At 46.6% G+C, this 15,935-nt stretch carries 13 protein-coding genes; 4 read left to right on the top strand and 9 right to left on the bottom strand.

Annotation, left to right across the window (positions count from 1 at the left end):
- Position 1: 1 nt before the first annotated feature.
- The 3 genes from SPL68_RS11535 to SPL68_RS11525 all read right to left on the bottom strand — a co-directional run bounded on the left by SPL68_RS11535 (position 2) and on the right by SPL68_RS11525 (position 4,088).
- On the bottom strand, positions 2-1,666 hold the full coding sequence (locus SPL68_RS11535) for a dsDNA nuclease domain-containing protein (protein ID WP_323815302.1): 1,665 nt from the start codon (positions 1,664-1,666) through the stop codon (positions 2-4).
- Between the two features lie 308 nt (positions 1,667-1,974).
- Positions 1,975-3,960: an outer membrane protein assembly factor BamB family protein gene (locus SPL68_RS11530; RefSeq protein WP_465038329.1), complete on the bottom strand. Its 1,986-nt coding sequence runs from the start codon at positions 3,958-3,960 to the stop codon at positions 1,975-1,977.
- On the bottom strand, positions 3,855-4,088 hold the full coding sequence (locus SPL68_RS11525) for a hypothetical protein (protein ID WP_323815300.1): 234 nt from the start codon (positions 4,086-4,088) through the stop codon (positions 3,855-3,857). Before SPL68_RS11525 ends, SPL68_RS11530 begins: the two co-directional genes overlap by 106 nt.
- Positions 4,089-4,384: 296 nt before the next feature.
- Between SPL68_RS11525 and SPL68_RS11520 the strand changes: the two genes are divergently transcribed.
- A complete protein-coding gene (locus SPL68_RS11520; protein ID WP_323815299.1) occupies positions 4,385-6,211 on the top strand; it encodes a bifunctional metallophosphatase/5'-nucleotidase in 1,827 nt (608 codons plus the stop codon).
- Between the two features lie 38 nt (positions 6,212-6,249).
- Positions 6,250-6,963 carry an SIMPL domain-containing protein gene (locus SPL68_RS11515; RefSeq protein WP_323815298.1) on the top strand — a complete coding sequence of 238 codons (714 nt, stop codon included), beginning with the start codon at positions 6,250-6,252 and terminating at the stop codon, positions 6,961-6,963.
- A 70-nt stretch (positions 6,964-7,033) separates the two neighbouring features.
- Here SPL68_RS11515 and SPL68_RS11510 read toward each other — a convergent pair whose 3' ends face one another.
- Positions 7,034-7,579: a cytochrome b/b6 domain-containing protein gene (locus tag SPL68_RS11510; RefSeq protein ID WP_323815297.1), complete on the bottom strand. Its 546-nt coding sequence runs from the start codon at positions 7,577-7,579 to the stop codon at positions 7,034-7,036.
- On the bottom strand, positions 7,579-7,845 hold the full coding sequence (locus SPL68_RS11505) for a PepSY domain-containing protein (RefSeq protein WP_323815296.1): 267 nt from the start codon (positions 7,843-7,845) through the stop codon (positions 7,579-7,581). Before SPL68_RS11505 ends, SPL68_RS11510 begins: the two co-directional genes overlap by 1 nt.
- 269 nt (positions 7,846-8,114) lie before the next feature.
- Here SPL68_RS11505 and SPL68_RS11500 point away from each other — a divergent pair, with 269 nt between their 5' ends.
- The gene (locus SPL68_RS11500; protein WP_323815295.1) at positions 8,115-9,107 is read left to right on the top strand and encodes an LLM class flavin-dependent oxidoreductase; all 993 of its coding nucleotides are present in this window, start codon (positions 8,115-8,117) and stop codon (positions 9,105-9,107) included.
- A 62-nt stretch (positions 9,108-9,169) separates the two neighbouring features.
- Here the strand turns inward: SPL68_RS11500 and SPL68_RS11495 are convergent, their stop codons facing one another.
- The 4 genes from SPL68_RS11495 to SPL68_RS11480 form a co-directional block, all read right to left on the bottom strand.
- Positions 9,170-9,529, bottom strand: a complete 360-nt coding sequence (locus tag SPL68_RS11495) for an ElaB/YgaM/YqjD family protein (protein ID WP_323815294.1) — start codon at positions 9,527-9,529, stop codon at positions 9,170-9,172.
- A gap of 257 nt (positions 9,530-9,786) precedes the next feature.
- Positions 9,787-11,118 carry a lytic murein transglycosylase gene (locus tag SPL68_RS11490; protein ID WP_323815293.1) on the bottom strand — a complete coding sequence of 444 codons (1,332 nt, stop codon included), beginning with the start codon at positions 11,116-11,118 and terminating at the stop codon, positions 9,787-9,789.
- Positions 11,119-11,177: 59 nt separating this feature from the next.
- Positions 11,178-12,353 carry a sialidase family protein gene (locus SPL68_RS11485; RefSeq protein WP_323815292.1) on the bottom strand — a complete coding sequence of 392 codons (1,176 nt, stop codon included), beginning with the start codon at positions 12,351-12,353 and terminating at the stop codon, positions 11,178-11,180.
- A gap of 94 nt (positions 12,354-12,447) precedes the next feature.
- Positions 12,448-14,706, bottom strand: coding sequence for a carbohydrate-binding family V/XII (locus SPL68_RS11480; protein WP_323815291.1), 2,259 nt, complete (start codon positions 14,704-14,706; stop codon positions 12,448-12,450).
- 343 nt (positions 14,707-15,049) lie between these two features.
- Here SPL68_RS11480 and SPL68_RS11475 point away from each other — a divergent pair, with 343 nt between their 5' ends.
- Positions 15,050-15,907, top strand: a complete 858-nt coding sequence (locus tag SPL68_RS11475; protein WP_323815290.1) for an IclR family transcriptional regulator — start codon at positions 15,050-15,052, stop codon at positions 15,905-15,907.
- Positions 15,908-15,935: the final 28 nt, after the last annotated feature.

Below are 15,935 nucleotides of genomic sequence, written 5' to 3'. Positions count from 1 at the left end.
ATCAGGCCACCTCAGACTTAACAGCTTCTAAAAGTCGATTGAGGGAGGGGGTTGGATAAATATATGTTAATACGTTAATTTCCTCAAAAAAGGAATCTATGGCAATCAGGCCATCGATTAATGCTTGAAACTGAGCAGTTACTTCAGATTCCAAAATTGGCAAATATTCCTCCTGATTTCTTTTTTCAACGCTTCCTACAGTGGGAGTTTCATAGCCAATGAAAAAAGCAAATATAAATCGTGATAGATTCTCATCAAGTGAAGTGTTTGGCTTTAAAATATCATCAATGTCGTGCTGAAGAAGATACCCATTTTCTTTATGCTCCAATATTTTCTCTTTTTTATTGGAAAAGGCCTCTGATGCCAGAAGCTCGTCAAAATCTGAGACTATTTTCTCTAGACCCACTCCGATATCTCCTTGAATAAAGTGACTAAAACCCATTAGTAGTAAATCATAATCATGTTCGCGCAATATTATATGAACGTTATCAAAATCACTTGATTTTTCATCATCGATATAAAGGTGTGCAGGAATAGGTTGTGCTTTAAAATTTGTCCTCACCAAGGAGTGGAGCAATACTTGTGATACTAGCTCCTGAAGATTTTCTGAATGCTTCGCCTTTCGTTCCGCTAAAAGCTTAATTTTTTGTTCAAGCCTTTCTGGTGCGATGTCAGCAATTTCACTTGGACGAAGAAGTACCTCAGGAATCCAATTTTTTATTCCTTTTGAAAGTTGATCAAACATGTAATTTTGACGGTGATATTTACCTTTTACTCCATTGCATGTTTTTGGTCCTGAATGTCTATATAGCGAGTTATTGGTAAAAAAATTATCCAAGATTGCCGTTAGTTGAGCTCCATTTAGTGTGTAGACCTTTAAGTGGGTTGCCGCTTCACTACTATAATATTCCACCTCGCTTTTAAACCAATCCATAAAATCAGTTCTTTTGTACGTCTTGCTGTCAACACTTTTTAAAACGATTGATGTTGCAGATTTTTCAATAATATTTACCAAAAGATCATTTAGAATTCTCTCTGGATCTCGACCTGGATTCAAATGTACGCCACAAAAATCATATGCGACGGTAGTTATAGTTTTGTATGCCAAAAGTTTGACTTGATCCACACTCGGAATTACTTCCCAGGTTGCGTTATCCAACCAATACTCAACGTCATTTCCATTATGAGAGACGTGGGTCTTTAGTTTGCTCCTCAATGATTTTAGAAGTTTATTTCTTTGGTCTTTATGGCTTTCATTTCGATCTTTTTGTAATATTTTCAAAAATGAAAGATTTGCGTAAACATCCCTAGGGGTGACTATGCGGAAGTGACCCGATAGAGGTTCTTTATCGCAATTTAATGATTTGTGCAGTATGGAATCTTTGCCTGCCACAGTTTTTTCCTTTCCTTGCCTAGCTGTCGGAACCTTTTTTTGAGTACATTTAGTGAATTCCGTCAGCTGCCACGATTTATCAGATGCCGTGGTTTTAACTTGAACATATTCAATATGATCTGCGTAGATAACATCGAAGTCATCTCCGACTTCGCATCGAACCTCTTTGATATTTTTATTTTTTAGCATGAAAAGCGTATTTAATGCAGCAACGTAGTCTTGATATAAGAACCCTTTCTTAGCACCTATGCCGCCAATGTCTGTGTTAGCCATATTATCCTTTTATAAATTTCAAAATATTTTTAAGGTTAAAATTAACGCTATTTATGTTTTCTCGACTTGCTCTCTAGGTTATTTAGCAAAATCGCTTAAATGAGGGGGGGGGAACTTAACTTCCTCTTTGGGCACATTACTGTCTTTCAATATTGTTGGGGTTCGTTCCTCACCGCCAACCTACGGGTTCGTCGTGGACGTGTAGGTAAAGCCAATTAAAGACCATAGCTGCATTTGGTGCCAGCGGGAATTACAGGCTATTACTTTTTTAGCAGCGATACGCGATTTGTAGATTTATTAGTAAATAGTTAAGGCAAACTAAACACCACTACGCTCCCTCCCGGTTTTGCTTTTGGATTTTTTCCGCCGCCTGCGCCTATTGCGATAAATTGTTTTCCTTCTACTGAATAGGTCGCGGGTGTTGCTATGCCGGCGGCGGGCAGGGTGGTTTGCCAGAGTAGTTTGCCGGTGAGTTTATCGAAGGCGCGGAATTTGTTGTCGTAAACCGTGGCGGCGATAAATAGTAGGCCGCCTTTGGTGACGACGGCGCCGCCATAATTTTCGCTGCCGGTGTTTGTTAATCCTTGCGCTGCTAATTCAGGATATTCACCAAAAGGTTGTGCCCACAGGTATTCACCGGAGTTGACGTTAATGGCGCTGAGCGTTCCCCAAGGCGGTGTAATTGCGGGGTAGCCTTCATCATCCAGAAAACGTGTGTAGCCGCCGAATACATAAGGATCGCCATCGGTGGAGGGATAATAGGGGGTGTCTTTTTTTAATGCCTGTGCAGGGTCGCCTTTTAAAAAACCAATAAGCGCTGCAACATCGGTCTCGGATAATAATTTGCCAAAGCCGGGCATTCTGCCGTTGCCATTAATGATCTGATGCTGCATTTGCGTTTCACTCAAGCGCTCGCTCACACCAATTAGAGCAGGAAATTCTGGTGGGCTGCCGTTGCGCTCTACACCGTGACAAACCGAGCAGTGATTTACATAAATCGCTTCACCACTGCTTCCGGCTAATAATGGCGGGCGCTCTTTCACTTTTAAAATCCACGCCATTTCGTTAGCATTAACGTAGAGCATTCCAGTCTCTGGGTCATAAGCCGCTCCGCCCCATTCTGCGCCGCCATCCATGCCGGGAAATAAAATCGTTCCCTGTAATGAAGGCGGATCAAAAGGCCCGCGTGAGCGCAATCCGGAAAATATTTTCTTTGCGCTTTCATTCGCGGCTGGTGTGCGTGTGGTTAGCATGTTTTCGGTTAAATGCTGGCGGGCAAATGGTTTTGGATGCAGCGGCATTATTTGCGATTGCGCAGAAACTTCGCCGGGAATATCCGATGCGGGAGGATTCACTTGCGTGAGTGGATATAAGGATTCGCCCGTTGCTCGATCCAAAATATAAATCACACCTGCTTTGGTCGTTTGCGCTACGGCAGGGATTTTTTTGCCATCGCGTTCAACTGTGATGAGTGTTGGTGGTGTAGGTGGGTCTCTGTCCCACAAATCGTGTTTTACCAATTGGAAATGCCACAGGCGTTTGCCGGTGTTTGCATCGAGCGCAACCAGTGATGTGCCAAACAGATTGTCGCCGGTGCGGTCCCCGCCGTAAAAATCTTTATCGCCCATGCCGGCAGATGCGAGTGGGACAAATACAATTCCCGCATCGGGATCGAGTGTTAAACCTGACCAGGCATTTGCACCTTTCGCGGTTTTCCAAGCATCTTTCGGCCAAGTCTCGTAACCAAATTCACCCGGATGAGGGATGGTGTGGAAGATCCACTTTTGTTCGCCGGTGCGCACATCGTAAGCGCGAATATGTCCGGGAGTGTTGCCGGTAGAACCCATGATGATTAGGTCTTTATAAATAACACCGGGTGAAACATTGCCGACGTTGACGCTATCAATTGCTCGCCCCAAGCCTTCGCGTAAATCGATTTTTCCTGCGTGGCCAAAGGTTTTTATTAATTCCCCGGTTGTTGCATTAATCGCCATTAAAAAGCCGCGAAAGGTGAACAGAATACGTTTGTCATCTCCATCGCGCCAATAGGAAATTCCGCGCAAACGCTGTTTGGTGTTGATATCCTCACCAAACGCGGGATCAAAAACCCATTGCTGCGCTCCTGTTGCGGCATTCAAGCAAAACAATCGGCCTTTGGGCGATACAAAATAAAAGTCGCCATTAATAATCAGCGGATTACTTTGCATATCCGATTGACTGCCGCCTTCACCAAATGCATCGCCCGAATCAAACGTCCAAGCGACTTGTAAATCTTTAACATTGTCTTTGTTGATTTGATCAAGCGTGGAGTAGTGAGTGCCATGAGGGTTGCCGTGATACCAAGGCCAATCCGCACCTGATTACCAATTTGTGCTGGATTGAGCGTCGCTTCTGGATTGATCACTACTGATGTTTTTGTCACTTTGCCCACAACTTGCCAGAAGAGCGCTGCTGATGATGGCGAAACTGGTATTCCGAATAAATGAAAGATATGAGTTCATCGTAAAACCTAAAGCTGATTTTTATTGTTAAAGATGATTTTTAATTCTGTGGAATGCGGCTAAAAAGTTAGCGTCACTTTATAAGGTGTTAAACAAGATTAGCGTTTAGTCACTAGAGATTCACCATTGAGTAACATAATTTTTGTATTGTTAACGTTTCTTTTTCTGGCGCAAGTCTTGCTGATCTTTTCCCGTTATGAATTCTAGGGGCATGATAATGAAGTTGGTTAAATTTTTGATCGTTTTGGTTAGCTTTTCGTTGAATGCATGTGTGACGCAAACAAAAGAAGTGCCGGTAAAAATTATCGCGTTTAATGATTTTCATGGGAATTTAGAGGCTCCCGCTGATTTTCGTGCGAGTGCAGATGCCGGTGAATCTGCAACGCACGCAAGTATTCCAGCGGGTGGTGTTGAGTGGATGGCGGGGTATGTTGCTTCGCTCAAGGCGCATAACCCCAATAATGTTGTGGTGTCGGCAGGGGATATGATTGGTGCATCGCCTTTGATTTCTGCACTGTTTCATGACGAGCCGACAATTGAGGCGATGAACCGCCTTGGTTTGGATTTTAATGCGGTAGGGAATCACGAATTCGATGACGGCCGCGAAGAGTTAATGCGTATGCAGCAGGGTGGTTGTCACCCGACTGATTCTAATACTTGCAAAGGAAATATTGTTGGTACACCAGTGCCGTTTGAAGGTGCGCAATTTCAATTTCTCGCTGCAAATGTGCAGGACCTTAACAGTAAAAAAACCTTGCTTCCTCCCTATGCTATTAAAACCTTTGGCGATGTGCGTGTTGCTTTTATTGGGATGACCTTGAAAGAAACACCTACCATGGTTGCGGCACAAGGAATTAAAGGTTTGGAGTTTGCCGATGAAGCTGCCACGGTAAATGCATTAATTCCTGAGTTGCAGGCGCAGGGCGTGCGTGCAGTTGTTGTGCTTTTCCATCAGGGCGGAACACAAACAATTGCGCAAGCGGCAGATACGATTAACTCATGCGATGGAAATCTTGCTGATTCGCCTATCGCATCCATAGTGAATCAATTAAACGACGAAGTTGACTTGGTTATTTCCGGCCACACGCATCAAGCCTATAACTGCCAATTGCAAAATAAATCTGGTCGGTTAATTTCAATAACCAGTGCAAATTCCAATGGTCGTATTTTAACGGACATCGATATTGCTGTTGATGTAAAAACCGGTGATGTCGCGCGCGTGAGTGCAAACAATATTATTGTGGATCGCACTAAAACTGATGTGACACCAGATGCGGAAATCGCAAGTATTGTGGATAGCTATCGCAAATTAGCAAAACCGATTGCGGATAAGGTCATTGGTGAAATTATCGCTGATATGCCGAACACCGATGTTAGTGCAGCGGGTGAAAGCGCAATAGGTAATTTAATTGCCGATGCACAACTGCAAGCTACAGCAGCAACTGATAAAGGCGCCGCTGTGATTGCGTTTATGAATACGGGTGGAATTCGCTCTCCGGGTTTACTTTATAAATCCAGTGCGGCCAGTGAGGGTGATGGCAAAGTGACCTACGGTGAAATATTTACCTTGCAGCCGTTTGCCAATAATCTGATCACACTGAGCTTAACCGGTGAGCAACTGCATATTTTATTGGAGCAACAATTTGGCGATTGCCATGCTGGCAATGCTCCGGCGGATTGGAATTATCCTGCAAATGACAAAAGCGGCCAGTCAACGAATCGTATTTTGCAGGTTTCCAGCGGATTCTCTTATTCGTGGTCAGCAAGCGGCGCGGCCTGTGACAAAGTCGATTCAGCTTCTATTAAATTACAGGGTGCTGTAATCAATCCGCGCCAGAGTTATCGCGTCACTGTGAATAATTACCTCGCTAATGGCGGCGATAAGTTTTATATACTGGCTAAAGCAACCCAGCCGCTAGGTGGGGCTCTGGATGTAGATGTGCTGGATGCGTATTTGAAAAATCCAGCGAATGATGCAGACCCAAAAACACCGGGTGTGCAGATTGCACCGGGGCCGCAACATCGAATTTTGCGGCTAGAGTAAATTAATCAAGAACAAGTTTATCGGTCAGAGGTGTGATAATGGAAAATCAACATAAGGCAGCATTCTTTCTGGGCGCGTTTATTTGTATTGGGCTTACTGCATCGGCATGGCTGCTGGGCAGTAGCGCGATCAAATTTAAAGAATATGAGCGCGTGGTATCGGTAAAAGGACTATCGGAACGTGAGTTGCCTGCCGATGTTGCCGTCTGGCCAATTCGTTTTGCTGCGGCGAATAACGAATTAACCAACCTCTACGCGACAATGGAAAGCAATGCGCGTGAAATTACTGCGTTTTTGCAAAAGGAAGGTTTCAGTGCGGATGAAATCACCACAGCCACACCACTAGTCACCGATAAGTTGGCCGAGCGTTATGGCGAGCAAAACGTAAGCATGCGTTACACCGCGCAACAGACAATTACCATCTACACCAATAAAATTGATCTGGTGCGGCAGTCGCAGGAGCGCATCGTTGAGCTTGGTAAAAAAGGCATTGCCATTGGTGGCGATGAATACAGCCAGCGCGTGCAATACATGTTTACCAAACTCAATGAAGTCAAACCGGCGATGGTGGAAGAGGCAACGCGCAATGCACGGATGGTGGCCGAACAATTTGCTGCGGATTCAAATAGCCGTTTGGGAAAACTTAAACGTGCAAACCAAGGGCAATTCAGTGTGGAAGATCGCGATAGCAACACGCCTTACCTGAAAAAAGTGCGTGTGGTTTCTACGGTGGATTATTATCTGGTCGATTAATTCAAGTATGTAACCCGCATTTACTTGGCGTTTATGCGGGTTACAAATCATGAGAGTAAATTGAATTAAATCAAATTTGGCTTTCCAGGTTGATCTTACGGCGTTTGCCGGTGACCATCGAGAGTGGAAGATTTTCTTTTAAACGATAGCTTTCAAACAGCGCAGCACTAATGTGAATTACCACTAATGCCATCAAGGTATCGGCAATCCATTCATGGGTGGTTTCAACCCAATCTACGCCCCAAAAATAATCAATTTCTTCCATCATATAACCGGTCACTCCCAGCAAGAGCATGCACAGCATCATCATAATCATGACCAGTGCACCCAGTGGCGAGTGGCCGAGGCGATGGTAATCTTGTTTATTTATCAGTGCTTTTATATGTTGGCGCAAGCGTGAGCCAGTCGGGAAAAAATCCGACCAGCGCGCCGCGCCCTTGCCAAAAAAGCCCCAGAAAAAACGCACTACTAACCATGCGACTGCTACATAACCCAGCCATTGGTGCCAATCATCGCCGGCTTCATTAAAAAAGTAATTGGCGATAAAAATAAACGCGATTGACCAGTGAAACAGTCTGATTAGTGGGTCCCAGAGTTTTTCGGTTTGAACTGACATTAGTCTTCAATTTCCTCTTTGACGACTTTGCCAGTCACTGGGTCAAAGTAGATTTCTACTTTTTGTTTGTCTTTGTTCCAGCCATAAATTTCATAGCAGTTGCCATCGGTTACTTTAAACACTTTGATGTCGTAACCCTGAGCTTTCAGATCTTCCTGAAATTTGGCTTGATCCAGCCATTCGGCTTTATCAGTGGTAGTGCATTGTGGGCCAGCGAATGCTGTTGCGCTCAACAGGGTCAATGAAGCAAGCAGAATATTGCGCATAATAATCTCCGTATAGGTGAATTAATATTGGATGTGTGCCTGTTATAAAGTTTATACGGGCAGGGAATTCTATATAAACCCGTCAGCCTGAACCTTAATTCAAGCTTAATTCCAACTTAATCAAAATCCCTTTTCTGATTCCGTTAGGCTCCACACGGATCAGGGCTTAAATCGCTCTGCTTAACGTAAAGAATTAATAAGTTTTCGCTTTGCCAGAATCTCCCTCTCGATTTATTCGTAAAATACTGCCTCGACGTTGGGAGGTTGTTATGTCTGTTGAATTTTCGTTGCTTGAACTTGCTGCGGTGCGGGTTAATGAAACACCCTGCGATACGTTTAACCATACGGTGGCTTATGCGCAGGCGGCGGATACCTTGGGCTTTAAGCGCTTTTGGTTGGCTGAGCACCACAATATGCAGGGCATTGCCAGCTCGGCAACGGCGGTGTTGATCGGGCATGTGGCGGGTAAAACGCAGCAGCTGCGCGTGGGGTCTGGTGGGATTATGTTGCCTAACCATTCGCCGTTAATTGTGGCGGAACAATTTGGCACTCTGGTATCGCTCTACGGCGACCGTATTGATCTGGGGCTAGGACGCGCGCCGGGGACTGATCAAATCACTAGCCGCGCACTTAAACGCGATGACACAGCCGCAGAAAATTTTGCGCAGGAAGTGCAGGTGATTCAACAATTATTGCAACCGAGCCAACCGCAACAGCGTTTGCGTGCAGTGCCGGGCGAGGGTACTCAAGTGCCTATCTGGATTCTAGGTTCCAGCTTATACAGCGCCGGATTGGCAGCGCAATTGGGGCTGCCTTATTCATTCGCCGGACATTTTGCGCCGACTTATATGCGCGCTGCACTGAAACGGTATCGCACAGAATTTCGCCCGTCGGCATTTTTGGACAAGCCTTATTTCATGTTGGGTTTGCCGGTTGTGTGGGGTGAAACATCGGAACAAGCTGCCTTGAATGCGACTACCAGTTTTCAGCGCATTACCGCGCTATTTCGCGGGGAACCTTTGTGGTTATGCCCACCCAAACCCTTTGATGAATTGGATTGGTCACCCAGTGAAAAACACAGCGTGCAGGAATTTTTAGCCTTGGCGCAGGTTGGCGATGAGTTGGAAATTCTTGATGGTTTGCAACAGTTGCGCGATGAACTCGCCGTAGATGAATTTATGTTTACGATTGATGTATATGACCGCGATTTACGAATTAAAACCTTATCGACTTTGGCGCGAATTAAAAGCCACTTGCGGTGATATTGCGTAGTTTTATCTGAACAAAAAAGCGGAGTGTTGAGGCACTCCGCTTTTCAAAAAAACTAGCGGCGATTTAATATCAAACCTGCTACGAACCCTACAGCAGCGCCTATGCCGACAGCTTGCCAGGGCTTTTCATGCACGTAAGTATTTGCAGATTCTGCCGTTGCAGATGCGCGATCAGACAAAGCCTCACCCATCTCTGCCAATGAATGTTTGGCGTGAACAAGGCGTTCATTTAGTTTGGCTCTAGCGAGAGTCAGCTCTGTGCCGCCATATTCAGCGGTGGCTTTGAGCAATGCCTCAGTTTCAGTTACAAAGTTGCGAAAATCATTTGCGAGATCTTCGGATTTCTTGTGAATGGTAGTATTTGCTTTAGAAGCTTTATTAACAGCTGAATCTTTAGTTGTAGATGTTTGCATGGCTAAATCCCTCTTGTGCTAATAGAAAAATAAATAGAATCTGGATTCTGAACGGGACTGATTGTGAAAACTCAGCATCGTCAAAACTCAGTATCTACCTAGAAGACGCTGAGAAACAACTATTAGTTCCGCAAGATTTAAAAATAGGATACGCAATTCAAGGAGTGGTGTACCCGCTAGCAGAAAACCTTTTTTAAAGGCATAAAAATAAAATATTTATATGCCTTTAAGGTCTTAAAGGTTTCATCAACAACTTTTTAGTTTGCAGTGATACCGAGTAACGACAAGGTTTTTTTATCGGGGAAACCATCGGCAATCATTTTTTGATCCGCTTGGAATTCGCTGAGCGCACGGCGGGTTCCGGGGCCGAAAATGCCGTCGGGTTTTCCTGCATCAAACCCTTTGTGATTCAGCGTGGCTTGCAATTGCATAACCTGTTGGCGATGCAAGCGCGGTGCATCGGTTGGTGGTGGTTGCACCAGTTTGCCTCCACCGGCAATTTGATCAGCGAGTTGCCCCACGGCAATTGCGTAAAACTCCGAGCGGTTCCAGCGCATAATCACATTAAAATTTTCATAGACTAAAAATGCCGGGCCTTGATGACCAGCTGGCACTAATAACGATGCATTGATATCGGCTTGCGCAAGTGGGGTGTTATCGGCATTGGTGATGCCCATTTGATGCCATTCGCTAAGTGATTTTGTGTTTTTCAAACCCGCTTCTAGAAATGGAAAATCGCGCGGCAGTTTTACTTCTCTCCCCCAGCGCTCGGTCGTTTTCCAGCCAAGGTTTTGTAAAAATTTTGCGGCCGATGCCATCGCATCCGGCTTGCTATTCCACAAATCGCGTTTGTTGTCACCGTCGTAATCGACTGCATTTTTTAAATAAGCTGACGGCATAAATTGGAAGTTGCCCATAGCGCCTGCCCAAGAGCCGACCATTTTATTGGGCGTAATATCGCCCTTATCCAAAATGCGCAGCGCATTCATTAATTCGATGGTGAAAAAATCGCTGCGTCTTGGGTCACACGCGAGTGTGGCAAGTGAATCGACAACATTGATATTGCCAAAATAACTTCCGAAGTTGGTTTCTAACCCCCAAAACGCCAGCAGATATTGCGCAGGTACACCGTAGTGTTGCTCGACGCGATCCAGCAGCGCGCGGTTGCTATTCCAAAGCGCGCGGCCTTGAGTGATGCGTTGATCGTTGACGCGGCGATTAAAATAATCCGCAAAGGTTGTAGTAAATTCAGGTTGTTGGCGATCCAACTCCAATACGCGTTTGTTCAGCTCAGCTTTGTCCAAACTATTGGCAATAGTTTGTTTGGTGATTCCTTCTGCTTGCGCTTGAGTACTAAAGGTTTTTAAACAGGCGGAAAATTCAGCTTCAGTTACAAAGGGGCGCGGCTGTATGACCGGCGCAGCCATGCTTGTGGCTGTTGTAGTTGCTGTTGTAGCTGATGCTTGCGTACTTGCATTAGTTTGCGCGGTTGCATTGAGTTGGCTATTCGCATTTTGTTTGGTGGGCGCCTGCGCGCAAGACAGCAAACTCATGCTGCACACCAGCGGTACAATCATTTTTAATTTCATTTTGTTCATCATCACATCTACTCTGTGGTATCTCGTTTTACATTCTTGAGAAAAATAAATCAGGGAATTATCACTTCGGTAACTTCAATATCTTCTTTGTTGACAGCATAACTGACCCATACGCGTTTATTCCAGACAATGCTTTTGGGGTAGCTGTAACCTATGCGCTTGTATTTTCCCTCGTACAACATTGGCGGTAATTCTGATTCGCTACGCAATAAAAATACGCGATCAAAAATTTCACCATCGTTACTAATTGTGATTGTCAAAGGAGTGCGAGTTTTTGAGCCGCTTGGATTGTTGACGATAAATGCGCGGCCATCGGGTAGGTTGCCTGCACTTTGTTTAGCGCGTGAGTCGGGCATATTAGTGGCGGCGGGTTTTGACCAGCTATTGCCATTATCCTTACTGATGGACGCCAGCACTGTAAAGCTGCTGCCTTGATCGCGAAATACCATCACCGGGTTTTGTTGTGCTGTTAAAAACCAGCTGGGTTCCAGCTCGCGGCTAATGCCGGGTTGATGTGGCAGGTTTTCCATTTTTCCTTGCGTCCAACCACGTAAACCGGTTGGGTCATCGGTATAAAACGGCTTGGCAATTAAACCGGGTTGATGATGAATAGCGGTGAGAATTCTGCCGCTGGGGAGTTGTTTTAAATCCTGTTCGATCACACCGGCAACGGGTTGATTGTTGTTATCCAGTAAACGTTTGGGCGCTGACCAATTATTGCCATCTTCACTGGTGATGTATTCAACATATCCACCTTTGGGGTCTTGGTTATGCGGCCACACATTGATGTAGGCGATCAAGATTTTTCCATCGCTCCACCAGCCACCGTTAGTGACTAACGCATCGCTGCGTGCGGGCACCAGTGTTTTGGCTTGGCTCCAGTTGCTGCCATTGTTGCTGCGGCTGAATAATATTTTTGTTTCTGGTGCGTCTTCATCCTGCTGTGAACTTTGCCACTGAATAAATAGCTCGCCTTTAAATGGAAATAACACTGCGCCGTGGTTGTATTGCGCGCTGCCTGCTTGGGCGGTGAATACGCGGTGATGTTTTGTATCTGCGGGTTTTGTTAATCCGAGCGTATCAGGATTAGAAGGATTAAAAAGATTGTCTGTTATCTGAAACGGGGCAGGCTGGTTGCTCGTTTGTTGTGGTGAAGATGAGGAGGATGGGGTCGTTGATGTGCAGGCACTGACGACCAGTGCCCACACCAAAAAAACAGAGCGCATTTCAGTATCCTGCTGTGGCGATAGTTAGCATGATCTGATCATACCGTTTGAATCTGTCGCCACAAAGCAGGGTTACGGATTTTTACCCTGAGTATCAACGACCGCGACGCATATTCATACCGCGCATTTGCGCACGCGCTGCGCCTGATTGTCGCGCATAGTTCGCACGGTTCAAATCAGGGCGATTGATTTGCGGCCGCGTGCTTGGGCGTGTGTATTGGTGGTTGGTGTATTGGTGGTTGGTATTTTGCTGCGGCAACTGATTAATTTTGTCGCGCGTATTTTGTGGAATACGCTCTTTAATTTCTGGCATTTGCTGTTTGATTTCCGGCGCATGTTGTTTGATCTGCGCAGCATGATCTTGCAGATCAGGTGCAGATGCGTGCCAGCCGCCTTTGTCGCGCACTTGCCAATCATTGCCAACTTTGCGCGCGACGGCACCGCTTTTATCGGCAAAGATATTATTGTCGCGCTTGATACTGCGCGCTTGCGTCAGATTTTTATGCGCGAGGGCTTTATCTGCATTGCGTGCACGATTTTCCGGGCGATTGTAGAGATTATTAATTTTCCGGTTGTTCGCCAAATTGGTATTGCCGATTTTGTTATTGATTTTGGTGCGGTTGCCAATATTGACTGAGTTGCCGATGTTGATATTGCCGTTATTAATGAATACCGGCGAATTATGATAGCCACCGCCATACCAGCCGCCGCAGCATCCCCAAGGGCTGTAGGCACCATGCCCGCCGTTACTCCACATCATGCCGAAGTTAAAGAAGCCGTTGCTCCAGCTCACGCCAAAGTTCCAGCCTGTCCAAGGGTTATAGCCAACATGGAAACCCCAAGTGGGCGTATGAGGGTAGTAATAACCGCCGCCCCAATAGGGTGGGTAGTAAAAACCTGTGCCGTACACAGGAACACCATAGTAAGGGTAAGACCAGAGGTAGCCGGGCGTGTAGCCGGTATAAACCACCTCGGGCGTGGATTCATACACATTGACGTAGGTGGTGTTGTACACCGGTGAGCTGGGCGGGATTTTGGCGATTTCATCTTTGGGGATGGAATCGGCAACAGCCCAAGGGCCTGTGGCCTTGGCAGAGGTAAACCATACGCCGTTATCCACCGCGTAATAGCGCCCGGCGATTTGCAGCACTTGCGCGCCAGTGTTGACTGCATAGGACACACTGGTGCCGGCGATTTTTTCAAACTTGGGCGAGCCATCGTAGGTTACTTCCAGTTTTGCTTCGCTGCGTTTGACCGCCGTGGTCTGCGGAATTTGCGCATCGAGCATTGCATCTTCCGCTTCTTCCGTTCCTGCTACGGATACGCGCAAACCGCCTATGTCTGAATCTGGCGGAATATCTTTAAAGCTGGCGGGCAGTTTGTCGGGGCGGATAAATGCCCAAGGGCCTTTCTCTGATCCACTTTGATACCAGCGGCCAGATAGCAACACATACATTTTTCCGGTGGTGAGTTCGCGCAGCCAAGGCGTTTCGGTGTTTTCGACATATAGGAGCTGTCCGCCGGGCAGACTTTTCCAATTAGGTTTGCCGTCGGTAGAGATAAGCTCGGTCGGCTTGGTGGATACCACAACGGCTGGCGCTTTGGCAGGAGCCGGGTCTTCGGACTCAGGCACCATCTTGACCAGATCTGGCGGCGGGTTTTTGGTGATCGACCAAGGCCCGGTTGCGCTCTTCGCGCTGTACCAAAGCTTGCCGCTACTGAGGTAATAGGCGTTTTTGGATTTGTCGCGCACTACCGCAAAGGGGGTATTTAACGCACGTTCATAAGGGCTGTTGTCGATGGGGGAAAAACGCGGCTCGCCGTCGTAAGCCAGCAGTATAGAAAGCTCATTTTTGATGATGATACTCGGCGGATCATTGTTGAGACCGTCGAGGCTTTTTTGCTCCAGCTCGGCGGTTTTCAAACTGGCGGAAAGCTGCTCCAGTGAGATCGTCAAACCGGTTTTGGGCAGGATCGACTCCACAATTGTTGTAAAGCGCGCTTCGTGTTCTTCGGTCGAGTCTGGCCAGTTGACTTTGGTGACCTGAATATCGCGCACTACGGCTGTGCCTGCGTCGCTATCGGTATCCAATTTGGCGGTGAACCAGAAGGCGCCAAAAATAGGCTCGGGTGTTTTTTTGAGTTCGAGTGACATGGCTGCGCGGCCGCTCAGCACATTCCCTACAAGCTGCTCCGGCTGGGGTTGATAAATAATGATTTTGCCTTCGCTTGCCTCTATCTCCTGCGGCCATTCCAACGCCAGAGTAGGGATGCTTAACGCCATTAACGGCGCGGCCAACAAAATAAAAATCTGCGTGCGGATGCGGGCGCACAGTCGGGAATACCACTTCATAAATCACTCCTGGATTACAGCGTTAACGTAGAACAGCGGATGTTTTCGGTTTTGCCGGGTCAGGATAAGTCTAGTGTAGTTACTGCCCCTTGGCTTATAAATTGTCCTATAAAGTGGCTGTTAATTAGTCGCTAAGTTGGCCTTTAAATTGGCTTTCCAAGCCTATTTAGGTGGAAGTTTGTCGCCATAATCATGATTTTGAACCTATCTGACCGACTCAAAAAGTTGATATAGTTTGTTTGACTCTATGCTAGGATGTTTCATGTACAAACCGTCTTTCACTTATGAAGTGTTGTCGGTATGGGCAGCCAATAATAATGCCAATAATAACGAGAGCTAGACTATGACTTCTTTGAACAAATCAAACGCGACTAATAACGCTCATTCCACGAGCAAATCCCCGCTTCACGGCAGAACCATCGATAGCGAACTTGGCGATGCTGGCGATGACTGCGAGCGCAAATATCGTGCACCAGCATTGGAAAAAGGGCTGGATATTCTTGAATTACTCGCACGCCATACCTCGCCCATGACGACCTCGCAAATGGCGTCTGCACTTGGCCGCTCGGTGAGTGAGTTATTTCGTATGGTCTTGGCGTTGGAATATCGCGGGTACATCACCCAAATGCCCGACGGGCGCGATGGCTACATGCTGACCAACAAACTTTTTACGCTGGGTATTTCTCAAGGCACAGCCAAAACCCTGTTGGAAGTTGCTTTGCCGGTGATGAAAGAGCTGACGCGCGAGCTGGGGCAGTCGTGCCATTTGGTGGTGCCTTCAGGCGATCAAATCGTCGTAGTGGCACGCATGGAAAGCCCGATGGATCTCGGCTTTTCCGTGCGAGTGGGCTATCGCCGCCGTTTGATCGACACCAACTCAGGCGCACTCTTATACGGCTTTGCATCGCCCGATGTACAAGCGGGCTGGTTGCCGCAGTTATCCGCAACGGTTGATCTAGAGCGTATCGAACGCTTTTTAGCAAAGGCGCGCAAAGGTGTTGATCAGGGTTATATCCAGCTCGCCAGTGATTTTGTGGATGGCGTTACCGATTTTTGTGTTCCCATCACCGGTGTTCACGGCGCTGCGGCCGTGCTGATTATTCCGTTTATCCATATCAAATCCCAATCGATTAGCGCAGAGCGAGTGCTGGAGCGTTTGCGTCAGGCGGCAGAAAAAATTTCTCACGGCCTAGTCGATTAAAAAGTAAAAAATCATTACTGCAAAACCA

The organism is Cellvibrio chitinivorans (genome assembly GCF_035117775.1).
Lineage (GTDB): Bacteria > Pseudomonadota > Gammaproteobacteria > Pseudomonadales > Cellvibrionaceae > Cellvibrio > Cellvibrio chitinivorans.
This window is presented reverse-complemented; position numbering and strand designations above follow the sequence as displayed.